This window comes from Pontibacter cellulosilyticus, assembly GCF_014306105.1.
GTDB classification, from domain to species: Bacteria; Bacteroidota; Bacteroidia; order Cytophagales; family Hymenobacteraceae; genus Pontibacter; species Pontibacter cellulosilyticus.
In genome coordinates this window covers 65,610-78,237 of the sequence record NZ_JACRVF010000004.1, presented here as the reverse complement: position 1 = coordinate 78,237, position 12,628 = coordinate 65,610, and the positions used below count along the sequence as shown (strand labels likewise).

10 protein-coding genes are annotated in these 12,628 nt (G+C 44.2%); 7 read left to right on the top strand and 3 right to left on the bottom strand.

Annotation, left to right across the window (positions count from 1 at the left end; translation table 11 throughout):
* Positions 1-44 precede the first annotated feature (44 nt).
* Together porM and porN are read left to right on the top strand one after the other, a co-directional pair.
* Positions 45-1,646, top strand: coding sequence for a type IX secretion system motor protein PorM/GldM (porM, locus tag H8S84_RS13685; RefSeq protein WP_187067926.1), 1,602 nt, complete (start codon positions 45-47; stop codon positions 1,644-1,646).
* Positions 1,647-1,666: 20 nt separating this feature from the next.
* The gene (gene porN / locus H8S84_RS13680) at positions 1,667-2,527 is read left to right on the top strand and encodes a type IX secretion system ring subunit PorN/GldN (RefSeq protein ID WP_187067925.1); all 861 of its coding nucleotides are present in this window, start codon (positions 1,667-1,669) and stop codon (positions 2,525-2,527) included.
* A 100-nt stretch (positions 2,528-2,627) separates the two neighbouring features.
* Here the strand turns inward: porN and uvrC are convergent, their stop codons facing one another.
* The 3 genes from uvrC to porW are packed head-to-tail and all read right to left on the bottom strand — an operon-like array spanning position 2,628 to position 9,635.
* Positions 2,628-4,433, bottom strand: a complete 1,806-nt coding sequence (gene uvrC, locus H8S84_RS13675; RefSeq protein WP_187067924.1) for an excinuclease ABC subunit UvrC — start codon at positions 4,431-4,433, stop codon at positions 2,628-2,630.
* Positions 4,434-4,445: 12 nt separating this feature from the next.
* A complete protein-coding gene (locus H8S84_RS13670; protein WP_187067923.1) occupies positions 4,446-6,764 on the bottom strand; it encodes a penicillin-binding protein 1A in 2,319 nt (772 codons plus the stop codon).
* Positions 6,765-6,767: 3 nt separating this feature from the next.
* Positions 6,768-9,635, bottom strand: coding sequence for a type IX secretion system periplasmic lipoprotein PorW/SprE (gene porW / locus H8S84_RS13665; protein ID WP_187067922.1), 2,868 nt, complete (start codon positions 9,633-9,635; stop codon positions 6,768-6,770).
* Between the two features lie 317 nt (positions 9,636-9,952).
* Between porW and H8S84_RS13660 the strand changes: the two genes are divergently transcribed.
* The 5 genes from H8S84_RS13660 (at position 9,953) to H8S84_RS13640 (ending at position 12,581) form a co-directional block, all read left to right on the top strand.
* Positions 9,953-10,183 (top strand): AtpZ/AtpI family protein, encoded by a 231-nt coding sequence (locus tag H8S84_RS13660; protein ID WP_187067921.1) that lies wholly within the window; start codon positions 9,953-9,955, stop codon positions 10,181-10,183.
* A 5-nt stretch (positions 10,184-10,188) separates the two neighbouring features.
* Entirely contained in the window at positions 10,189-10,578 is a 390-nt protein-coding gene (locus H8S84_RS13655) for a hypothetical protein (RefSeq protein ID WP_187067920.1), read from the top strand.
* Positions 10,579-10,616: 38 nt separating this feature from the next.
* The gene (gene atpB, locus H8S84_RS13650) at positions 10,617-11,648 is read left to right on the top strand and encodes a F0F1 ATP synthase subunit A (RefSeq protein ID WP_187067919.1); all 1,032 of its coding nucleotides are present in this window, start codon (positions 10,617-10,619) and stop codon (positions 11,646-11,648) included.
* A gap of 39 nt (positions 11,649-11,687) precedes the next feature.
* Positions 11,688-11,945, top strand: coding sequence for an ATP synthase F0 subunit C (gene atpE / locus H8S84_RS13645; RefSeq protein WP_187067918.1), 258 nt, complete (start codon positions 11,688-11,690; stop codon positions 11,943-11,945).
* A gap of 141 nt (positions 11,946-12,086) precedes the next feature.
* Positions 12,087-12,581 (top strand): F0F1 ATP synthase subunit B, encoded by a 495-nt coding sequence (locus H8S84_RS13640; protein ID WP_187067917.1) that lies wholly within the window; start codon positions 12,087-12,089, stop codon positions 12,579-12,581.
* Positions 12,582-12,628 lie beyond the last annotated feature (47 nt).

Here is a 12,628-nt window from a genome sequence, read left to right as displayed (position 1 = left end):
TCGGAAGTTCTAAATCAACAAGAAAACAGTTAAAACAGTAAAAAATGGCTGGAGGAAAAGAGACACCACGGCAGAAGATGATCGGTATGATGTACTTGGTACTGACCGCCCTTCTCGCCCTGCAAGTGAACTCGGCTATCCTATTGAAATTCCAGTTTCTCGACCAAAGTTTGATGGGCGTGAACGGAAAGACAGTAAGTGATAACGCCGGAGTTCTATCCAACATAAAATCCGCTGTAGATAAAGGCGGTAACAGATCCACAGATACACGTGTATTAAAAAGTGCACAAGAGATCCGTCAGCAGACTTCTGAATTGGTTACCTACATTCGTGGCTTGAGAGAGCAACTTATAACTAAAACAGGAGGTGTTAGCGAAGATGATCCAAACCAGTATGCAAATCCAAGCGGTGAAGACCATGTGGCTATGCTGATGATTGGTGCTGCAAATAAGCGTAATGGTGCGGCTTATGAACTGAAGGACAAGCTTAATAACTATGCAAAGTTCCTGAATGAGTACAACCCAAATATGCCGGACCAGTTAGCTTATGATGGCAAGGAAGATCCTGTTGCAAAGAACGATAAGACACAGCGCAACAAAGACTTTGCTGAACTAAATTTTGGTGAGACACCAATGGTAGCTGCTTTAGCCGTACTTGCACAGAAAGAGAATGAAGTGCTGAAGTATGAAGCTGATGCGTTGCAGGAACTTGCACGTCGTGTAGGTGCTGATATCATCAAATTTGAGAAGATCTTCGCAATGGCTCGTGCTGAGTCTAAGACTGTAGCTGCCGGTACTAAGTATAAGGCAGATATGTTTATTGCGGCTTCTTCTGATGCAATTACGCCAAAAATGAGCTTCCAAGGTAAGCCTATAAGAGTAGAGAATGGCATGGGTCAGGTAGAATTTACTGCTGCTGCTTCTAACTACGATGCTGAAGGAAACTCAAAGCAGTCATGGAAAGGCCAGGTAACAATTAATCAGAACGGACGTGATACTACATTCACTGTTCAGGAGGAATACATTGTTGCGAAGCCAGTAATCCAGGTACAGTCTGCAGCTGTTCAGGCATTATACTTCCAGTGTGCAAACGAGCTTAACATTCAGGTGCCTGCATTAGGTGCTATCTATGATCCAAGCTTTAGTGCAAGCGGTGGTTCTGCCATTAAAGGAGCTAAAAAAGGATTGGTAACCATCATACCTAATTCTACAGAGGTAACAATTAACGTAAGCAGCGGTGGCAATGCCATCGGTTCTGAAAGATTTAAAGTAAGACCGATACCAAAGCCTGAGCTTGTGCCGTTAGTAAATGGCCGTCCTATTGATGTGAAGCGTGGTGTACCGGCTCAATCAATCAGAGCGGTAGAGATACAAGCCGTAGCTGACGAAGGCTTTAAACAATTATTACCTAACGAAGCACGTTATAGAGTTACAAAGTGGAGAGCTTATCTTGTAAGAAACAACTCACCGATTGACCAGGGAGAATTTAATGGCCCTAGTGCAAACCTTACAAGCTTTGCTGCTAAAGCAAGCAAAGGCGACAGAGTTGTAATTGAAGTATTAGACGTGAAGCGCCTTAACTATAGAGGTGAAGCGGTTGACGCTAAGACAGGTGGAGAAAGCAACTTCATTGTTCCTCTTAATTAAAATCTGAATATTACAGGAGTATGAAATTAGTAAAAGTAATAGGTGTAGCAGCAGGTGTTTTGTTATCCGTTGGCGCTATGGCACAGCAGGTATCAACCACTGCATCAAGCAATCCTTCAGCAAGACCTATTCCGGAGCATGATGTACTGTTCAAAAAGACAGTATGGCGTAAAATCGACTTACGTGAAAAGCAGAACAAGCCAATGTTCTCTGAAAACAGAGAAATCACTAAAATCATTATTGATGCAGTGAAAAGTGGTGAGTTAGTAGCATACAGAAGTGACTCTGTAAGCACGCCGATCACAAGGGAAGAATTTATCCAGAACATGACTCCAAGAGAATCTGGAGAACAGTTAAGCGATGCAGAAATTGCAGCTGGTTTCGGAAAACAAGAAGCAGAGGATGATGATTGGGGTAATGCACTTGGAAAAGATGCCGCGCAGACTAGTACTGCTCCTGTAAGTAATGAGTACTTTCCAAAACAACTGTACCTGTTGGAGTTGAAGGAAAATGTGGTGTTCGATAAAAAGCGTTCACGCATGTACCATGATATCCAAACGATCAGTCTTAAAGTACCGGCTACGCTTAACCCACTAGGATTTGAGCAGAATGTGGCAAGCTTTAAGATGAGCGACTTGGTTAGGATTTTCCGTAACAACCCAGAAATGGCTATCTGGTATAATGCACAGAATGATGCACAGCACAAGAACTTAGCTGATGCTTTTGACCTATGGTTATTTAGCTCTTATATCACTAAGATATCAAATCCAGGTAACAGAGATCTTGCTTCTATCTACGGAGCTGGAGAAAAAGGATTACTTGCTGCTCAGGATGCTGCAGAAGCATTGATTGAGTACGAGTACAGCTTGTGGAGCTACTAAAGAATAGTAACTATATGAAAGAGGCAACCTGAGAAGGTTGCCTCTTTTTATTTATGCACCACAAGTACAAGAATATATTGATGGTTAAAGTAAAGCAGAATCAGGAGGAGTGAAAGTAAGTATAAAGAATATCAGCTTTTGCTTTACCTACCTCTTCTACTAATTGCTCACGCGTTAGATCCTTCAATTTTTTAACAGATTTATACTTGAGTAGAAGCGCCTCGGCTGTGGTAGGGCCAATGCCTTTCACATCAGTGAGTTCTGTTTTTAACGTACTGGCATCTCTCTTGCTACGATGGAAGGTAATGGCAAAGCGATGCGCCTCATTACGCAAACGCTGAATCAACTTTAGCGATTCTGATTTTTTATCAATGTACAATGGAAGCGAGTCACCTGGATAAAAAATCTCTTCTAACCGCTTGGCAATTCCTACAACGGCAATCTTCCCGTAAATATTGAGATCCTTTAGAGCCTTTACAGCCATTCCTAATTGGCCTTTACCACCGTCTATAACGATCAGTTGAGGCAGTGGTTGGTTCTCTGCTAATAGGCGCTTATAACGGCGGGTAACTATCTCATACATCGACTCGAAATCGTTGGGGCCAACAACTGTTTTTATGTTGAAGTGGCGGTAGTCTTTCTTGCTGGGCTTACCGTTCTTAAAGCAAACCATGGAGGCGACAGGATTATCGCCCTGAAAGTTTGAGTTATCGAAGCACTCAATCTGCCTTGGCAGCTCTGTAAGGCGTAGGTCTTTCTTCAAAATTTCGAGTACACGGATTTCGCGCTGATCAGTTGACTCCCTGTTCTTCTCTTGCCTACCCTCTCGCTCCTTGCGCAAGTATAATGCATTCTTCAGCGAAAGGTTAATGAGCTTCTTTTTATCACCTATCTGAGGCTGTGAAACAGTTATATTATCAAGAGGTAATTTTACTTCTATGTTAGTAATGATCTCCTTAGAAGTACTTTCAAAATCCTGCCGCAGCTGAGCAATAACGGAGGCAAGTATGTCAGCATCTTCCTCTTCCAGCTTCTTCTGAATTTCAAGAGACTGAGTTTGGATGATGGAGCCGTTCATTACCTTGAGGTAATTGAGAAAAGCGCATTGCTCGTTACTGGTGATGGTAAAAACATCAATGTTGCTAAGCGTGTTGCTAACTACAGTAGACTTTGCCTGAAAATCCTCTAGCATATCGAGTTTTTGCTTGTACTGATGCGCTAACTCATACTGATAGTCCGCGGCGGCGGCAGCCATTTGCTCCTTAAAGTAATTCTTTGCTACAGATAAGTTACCAGAAAGTATATTCTTGATCTGCGAGATATAATGGTTGTACTGCGTCTCGTTTTCCAGCGCTTCGCAGGGGCCTTTGCAGTTACCGATATGATACTCAAGGCATACTTTAAATTTACCGGCAGCAATGTTTTCAGGAGAAAGATTATAGGTGCAGGTACGTAATGGGTAAAGCGTTCTGATCAGGTCAAGCACCACACTCATAGTTGTTCCGCTTGGGTAAGGGCCGAAATAACGGGAGCCGTCATTAAGCTTATTCCGGGTACTAATTACTCTTGGGAAGCGCTCATTTAAGATGCTGATGTAAGGGTAAGTTTTTCCGTCCTTAAGCAGGATGTTATACTTTGGCTGGTATTGCTTGATAAGGTTATTTTCGAGCAGAAAAGCATCAGCCTCGGTGTCAACAATAGTAAACTCAATGTGGATGATCTGGGAGACCAGCTTAAGGGTCTTTTTATTGTGTTGCGCAGAGCGGTTGAAATAGGAGCTTACACGCTTCCTGATATCAACCGCTTTGCCAACATAAATAATGCCTTTCTCGTCGAAAAATTTATAGATGCCGGGTTTATGCGGCAGATGCGATATCTGTTCCTTTAGCTTTTCGTTTGCAGGCATACAGTGTCGTAATTAGATCTCAGCGTCTAAGTCTATTTCAGTAGGCATGTTCAGAAACTCGTCCTGCTGAGACGAATCAACCGGAATACCTTGATTATACTTAGCACAGTCTAATTCTACCGATAAAGGAGCTAAAGGTTTAGGGAAAGCATCTTTAGATATATCCAAAGTTTTATCAGCATAAACTTTTTGCATGAAAGAGCCATATACCGGCATTGCCAGCTTATTACCCTGACCAAGCGCAATAGTACGGAAGTGAATAGAGCGATCTTCGCCACCAACCCAAGTACCCACCACAAGATTTGGCGTTAAGCCCATAAACCATGCATCAGATTGGTTCTGAGTAGTACCTGTTTTGGCACCGATCTCGTTCTTCAAGCCATTTCTATGGCGCAGGCCGTAATAAGCGGTACCACCTGGTTCTGCGGCAGCTTTTAGCATGTGTACCATCAGGTAAGCCGTTTCTTCGCTAAGTGCCTCTACAGTTTTAGGAGCAAATTCTGCGATAACGTTACCATGTTTATCTTCTATACGCGTGATAAAGTTTGGCTCTACCCAGGTACCACCATTCACGAATGTACCGTAAGCACCTACCATATCATATAATGATACATCGCTGGTACCAAGTGCCAGAGAAGGTGTAGGATCTAGTGGAGACGAGATACCCATACGTTTGGCTGTTTGAACAAGCGTTTCCGGGCCGAGCTTGTTTACAAGGTAAGCCGAAACCGAATTAACAGACTCCGCAAGTGCATGGCGTAAAGTATACTTCTTGCCACTAAATTTATTGTCAGAGTTTTTAGGGCACCACATGTTGCCGTCTGGAAGCGGTACGCACACCTGTGTATCAATTACTTCGTAGCAAGGATAGTAGCCATTCTCAATAGCAGAAGTGTAAAGGAAAGGCTTGAATGTGGAGCCAGGCTGACGTACCCCCTGCTTCACGTGGTCATACTTAAAGTGCTTGTAGTTGATACCCCCAACCCAAGCCTTAATGTGACCTGTCTGAGGCTCCATGGCCATAAAACCAGCCTGTAAAAAGTGCTTGTAATACTTAAGGGAGTCCATCGGGCTCATAACCACTTCTTTCTCGCCGTCCCATCCAAAGATGGTCATCGGGATTTTCTTGTTGAGGTAGTAGTTAATAGAGTCCTGATTACCATCGAAGCGTTCGTTCAGTCGGCGGTAACGCTCTGTACGCTTAATAGCTACTTCAGGGAAGTTCTTGATCTCTTTGTTGTCACGATCAACCCAAGGGTTACGGCCTTTCCAGTGCTCAAAGAACAGCTTCTGCTGGCCCTTCATATGCTCCGCCATGGCTTGCTCGGCATACTTCTGCATGCGAGAGTCGATAGTAGTGTAAATTTTCAAGCCGTCAGCATAAAGATCGTACCCGTTCTCACGGCACCACTGCAGCAGGAACTTGCTGGCCTCTGTTCTAAAGTATGGAGCTAAGCCAACATTCTGGCTTTCGACGCGGTAATCTAAATCAATGTCTTTATCCTTAAGGCTGTTATACTCTTCTTCTGACATGTAGCCATACTTCACCATCTGTGACATAACCACATTGCGACGGCGCTTAGAGTTCTCTGGGTTAAACTTAGGGCTAAAGGCAGTAGGCGCTTTAAGCAAGCCAACTAAAACCGCTGACTCCTGCACCTTAAGGTCCTGAGGCTTTTTATCGAAAAAAGTTTTAGCTGCTACTTTTATACCGAAAGCGTTAGATCCAAAATCAACAGTGTTCAAATACATTGTCAGGATCTCACGCTTTGTATAAGAACGCTCCAGCTTTACCGCCATTATCCATTCCTTAGTTTTCAGGATAAGCATACCGAGCCCCGGCACGTCATTAAGTACTCCGTTGTTCAGTTCATCGCTACGCGTATCGAACAGATTTTTGGCGACCTGTTGTGTTAAAGTACTGCCGCCTCCCTTGCGGTTACCAGTAAGTATACCACCAGCCACACGTAGCATAGCTTGTGGATCTATGCCGGCATGTTCTTCAAAACGGATATCCTCTGTTGCCACCAGTGCATTTACAAGGTTATCCGGCAGGTCTTCGTAATCTACAGGAGAGCGATTCTCGCGGAAGTATTTTCCGAGAACTTCATTGTCTGCGGAGTATAACTCTGATGCAAGCTCACTTTTAGGGTTTTCAAGGGTACGTAGGTTTGGCATCTCCCCAAAAAGATTCAGGAAGTTTATACTTACCGCATAGAGGTAAATGATAAATGCCACAAAACCTCCTATTAACAGCATCCAAAGTGTAGATGCAATTTTAGAAAAGTAAGATTTTGGTTGAGGCTCTACTGTTTTTTGACGCGTAGCCATGTATTAATAGTTGTTTTTAAAAAAGGTCAGATAAGTGTCTATATCTTTCTTCTGCAAGAACTTCTGGTAATTGGCAGATGAGATGGCAAAGGTAACGAATTCTACGCCTCTAATTCTACCAATCGGAGACTGCGGCGCTTTTTGCTTTATAGTATAACCCTGAGCCTGCTTTACATCCGGGAAAGAGCGCATCACAAGCATCGTTTTACCCGGAGAGAAAGCTGCAGAATCTATTGATAACTGCTGGTTTTTAAAATAAGTGCTGTTATACTTTTCATACTTAGGCAAGATATCTTTAAAAGCCGGCGCATCTGATGGATAGATCAACACCATATAAAAAGCAGAGTCTGTTGCAGCCTCGTAAGCCATCGGGTCAACTGGAGGAGCCGTTGGCTTAGGCAAATCTACAGAATCGCTGGGTGCCGTTACAGTTTTAGCAGGCTGATCAGTTTTAACCGGAGCAGTTTGTTTAGGCTCTGGCGTAGTCGGCAGCGCTGTGGTGTCTGCTTTGGCAGGCTCCGGTTTAGCAGCCACAGGCGGTGCCTGCGGTGTTGGTTTGGCAACTGATGCTGTAACAGTAGAAGCAATTTCTGTGCTAACTTTCTCTTCAGGTGTTAAAGCATCCGCAGTTTTCTGCTTTGGAGGAGTTGCATTTGGTGCATCTTTACGTAGCTCATTCCGTTGCTCCAGGCTCTGATAAGTAGCCAGCAACTGGTTAGCTTGTGGTATCAGCGCACTGTTAGGATAAGTCTTCTTAAAGCTATTTAACTGTGCATACAGCTCCTCCGGCTTTTTGGTACGCGCCGTTATCATAGCCTCCAAGTATGCCGTCTTATCTTTTATATCGTTTAGCGGATACTGGCTCACCAATTGGTTTATGATGTTTGTAGCCTTCGCAAACTCATAGTTCTCATAGAAAGTATAAGCCGAGTCGTACAGCGCGTGTGCTTTGATATTGTCCAGGGCATTTTTAGACATAAAGTCAGCGTCATCAACTAAGCGGGCATAGGTGGTGTTCGGGTACTGCTGCTTTATTTTGCTGTAGTATACCTGCTGCTGGTCTTTGTTGTCGGCTTTTCCATACAATAAGTACAGGTTATAGTATACTTCTGCCGTGTGCTCGGAATTCGGGAATCGCTTGATAAACTCTTCAAAGGTTTCTGTAGCCTTAACTGGGTTGCGCAGCTTTTGGCTATAGATGTTGCCAAGCTTAAAGTAAGCATCCTCCACCTCTTTCTCTGAGCGCATCATGTCTGCTGTAGATAGCGGAATATCTTTCAGGTACTGCTGCATCTGCATCTGTGCTCTTTCTTCAATGGTCATCTGCTGCTCCGGGGATGTAACCGGAGCACGGGCAATTTCTGCTTGGTTGGTAGTGCCACTCTCGCCGCGTGCACGTATGCGCCAAAAGTCCTGTAAAGGCCTGTCGCCCCAACGGCGCACGAACTCAGACCTGGCCGAGGCTAACGCTGCAGGATTGTCAAAGTACCAAATACCCCCCACCATGGTATTATCTTGTTGATTGCTGTTGTTGCGTCTGTTCCGTACGTTTCCCTGCTGATCGTTTGTTTGAGTTGCTGCCACCTGCCTGGCTGAGTCCTGAAGGCGCTGCTCTTCCTGTCGCTGAATTAGCTGCTGCAGGTAGTCTGTTCGTTCTGTTTCGCTCAAGCGTGCCAGGCGCTGCAAGCTATCCTGCGTTTGAATAGTTGTGAACTGCTTCGCGAAGTCTGCCAAAATATCACGCCGCTCGGCCACGGCCTCATACTCAGGGGCAACTCTAGGGTAGGCCTGTGTGGCGCTATCATAATAGGCGGCAGCCAGGTTATACTTGCTCAGGTTATCAAAGTATACCTCGCCAGCCGATACATAGCTGTAGGCTTTTTGGTTTTTTAACGTACCGGATGTTCTCAGCGATTGCTCCAGGTAAGCAAGGGCCTTATCGTAGTTCTGTTGGCGAAGCTCAAACTGCGCCATCTCATAGTATATCTTATCGCGGTACTCGGTGTTCTTGTCGTCCTTCAGCAGTTTTTTGTAATAGTTAGCAATTCGCTCCTTGTCCTGCTTATCTTCCAACTCCGACACCTGCCCCAAGTATAACCTACTAAAGAAACCAACATCGTAAGGCGGGTTGCGACGCAGGATTTTAGCATACTGCTTATAAGCATCCTTATCCTGGCCAGTCAGTTGGTAGAGTTGTGCTAGCGTAAACCTGATGCGCGACTGCTCATCCTTATCCTCGAAGTTAGGAATAGAATAAGCCAGGTTCTTAATCACCTCAGCCGTATCACCTAGAATGCGGTGGTATTGGGCTCGAGCCAAGTATAGCTCGCGAGCATTATCCTTGTTCAGGCGTTCCTTTCTAAGATACTCCGACACCTGCTGTGCATTATCCAGTTCGTCCGTCTGCAGGAAAGTGCGCATCAGCCAAACAAGCGCTTTGTGCCTGTCTTCGGCGTTTTTGCTCGTAGCATTTACATACTTAAAGGTGCGGGAAGCTTCCCCAAAGTTCAGCTGGTAATAATTTGCCTGGCCTATCAGAATGTAGCAGTTGTCTATCCACTTGCTGTTTTTGTGATACTGTATCGGGAAAGAAGCTTTTTTGATTACGTCCTCCAGCTCCGGGGCAAGGGTTTTTGCTGTAGTTGAGTCTATACTTGGATAAATGGGCAGCACCTGATTATAGTCGAACTGCATACTCTCAACAAGGCCGCGCTCGATAGCATCCATTTTCTCCTTTGCCAGAAAATAGCCGTTATAGCGCGCAGTGGTATTATGGTACGTCTTACTAAGCGGGTTTTTTCGCTCTACAGAGCAAGCCGACAGCAAGAGCCCCACTACTAAAAAGTATAAATACAGGTGATGCTTATTCAAGTTAAATCAGGAGCAAAGGGTTGAATACGATACAATATAAGTATAAACGCATTGTACATGCGGTAAAGTATAGCCGTGATAAGGTACACAGGCAGAAGCAGCTGCCACTAAAATTATCGTAAGTTATTTATACAAAAATACAATAATCTGCCAATACTAAAATATACTGGTACACATAGCCTGCTATTGAACTATGCAAAAGCATATTTGGTTTCAGGCGCAGCCACCTGTACAGTGTAACAAAAGATACAGCATGGAGGTGCATTAAGCTCGTAAAAAAGAACTAATTTTGCATCGGGTTATAAATCAGCACTAAAATGCCAGAAAACACACCGCCGGAAAAGTCGAAGGGAGATAACGTTAAGCCTTACCTGAAGTATTCCGGGCTGGCTTTTCAGATGATTGGGGCTATGGTGCTGGCCGCTTTCGCAGGCATGAAGTTGGATGAATACTTTGGGACGCAAAATCCCTGGTTCACAATTATACTGCTAGTTATAGCTGTGGTGGCTTCTATGGTGTTGGTTATCCTATCGCTTAATAAAAAATAACACACGTGAATTTTGTAAGAAACTTAATTATTTTCTCTGGAGTGCTTGCCATGCTAACGGGGGCGCTTTTATACTTTACCGGCAATCAACTGGTGCACGATTTCGTGTGGTATATCTTCGGGTTCTTTGTTCTAGTTACTGCACTTGCCTTTTATGTTACCCGTCTGGGCATCAGCTATGATGAGGATAATTTTCAGCTGTACTATTTCGGCTCCATGGGTTTCAGAATGATACTAAGTATAGCTGTCATATTTATATATGTATACCTCTTTTCTGAAAACGAATTGCAGTTCGTTTTCAATTTCTTTGTGTTTTATTTTCTATTTACCGGGTTTGAAATTTACAGCTTATTGGCTAACTTGCGCCCGAATTTGAAAAGGCAGGATCAAAAATAAGGCAAAGCTTTATAAAATCTGTTTCTAAATCTCTCTTAATGAAGAAGTTATTAGTTTTATTGTTTTCCTTCTTGACAATCACGGCATATGCCGCTGAATCGGCAGAAGGCGGCGAGTTTAGGCCGGGCGACATGATCACGCATCACATCGCTGACGATTACACCTGGCATTTTGCGGATGGGGTGGTTCTTTATTTGCCAGTTATACTGGTAGATAACGGAGAGGTAGTTTCGTTTTCTTCAAGCAACTTCTACAACGAAGCGCATGAGGTTGTGCCTTACAAAGGTTATGTGATGGAGCATGGCCATATTTACAAAACTAATGCTGCAGGCGAGCCGATTGCTGATTACGCTGGTTTGTATGATCTGTCTATCACTAAGAACGTAGCTTCGATGTTCGTGAGTGTGGCTTTGTTGTTTTTTGTATTCTTCGGTATTGCCGCTTCTTACAAGAAAAACCCTGGCAAAGCGCCAAGAGGTATGCAGTCTTTCTTTGAACCGATCATCATCTTTATACGTGATGAAATTGCGAAAGCGAACATCGGTCCGAAGTATGAGCGCTACATGCCGTACCTGCTTACTATCTTCTTCTTTATCTGGTTTAACAACCTGCTTGGTCTGATGCCAGGTGGCGCTAACTTAACTGGTAATATTGCTGTAACCCTTGTGCTGGCTCTAATGACACTTCTTATCACAGTGTTTAGCGGTAACAAGTCATACTGGGGCCACATCTTCGCAACACCGGGTGTTCCGAAGTGGTTAGCTCCTATTATGATCCCAGTAGAATTGATCGGTATCTTTACAAAGCCTTTCTCTTTGATGGTTCGTCTTTTTGCGAACATCACGGCGGGTCACATTATCATCCTTTCCCTGTTCAGTTTGATCTTTATCTTCCAGAGCATTGCAGTTGGTCCGTTAAGCGTGGCATTCGCTACCTTCATGAACTTCCTGGAGTTGTTTGTGGCGCTGTTGCAGGCTTACATCTTCACGCTGCTTTCTGCGATGTACTTCGGTGGAGCAGTAGAGGAGCATGAGCATCACGACGAGCATGCACATGCAGAGGCTCACTAATATTGAATTTTTATTTTTTAACTCTATATAACTACTATTATGTTATTAGCTCTTTTGCTTCAAGTGGCGACTGATTTTGGTTTAGCTATCATGGGTGCCGGTATCGGTGCTGGTCTAGTAGCCCTAGGCGCAGGTTTGGGTATCGGTAGAATCGGTGGCTCTGCCATGGAGTCTATTGCTCGTCAGCCTGAGGCTGGTGGTAAAATCCAGACTGCCATGATCATCGCAGCTGCTCTTATCGAAGGTGTTGCACTTTTCGGTGTGGTAGTTTGCTTGTTAATTTCTTTCAAAGGCTAATTAGTCATTTGATGATCTCACGTCCGGACGCATGGTCCGGACGATGAGATCAAAAAGTAGTTTAAGGCAGTTAAAGGTGCTCGTCTGCGAGAGTAAAATCGAGGCCACTAAAAGGAACTTATTTCTATAACAAAATAAACAATGCAGTTAGTAACCCCAGGTATCGGTCTAATTTTCTGGCAGCTAGTAACATTCTTAATTGTTCTGTTCCTGCTGGCAAAGTTCGCTTGGAAGCCAATCATGAAGGCGCTTCATGAGCGTGAAGCTTCTATTGAAGATGCATTGAGCGCAGCTGAAAGAGCAAAGCTTGAGATTCAGTCGCTAAAAGCAGACAATGAGAAGCTGTTGGCAGAGGCTCGTTTAGAGCGTGACAAGATCTTGAAAGAAGCTTCTGATGCTGGTAATGCACTAGTTGAGTCGGCTAAGAATAAGGCAAACGAAGAAGGTGCCCGCATGATTGCACAAGCACGTGAGGCGATCGAAAACGAGAAGCGTGCTGCTATTACAGAAGTGAAGAATATGGCTGCCGCCCTTTCTCTTGATATTGCAGAGCGCATTCTGAGAAAAGAGCTGAGCAACCCGGCTGCACAGCAGGAGCTGGCTGCGGATTACATCCGTGAAGTAACGCTTAACTAAAAGGAAAAATAGCGGTTGCCAATAGGTGTCGCTGTATCATAAACAAG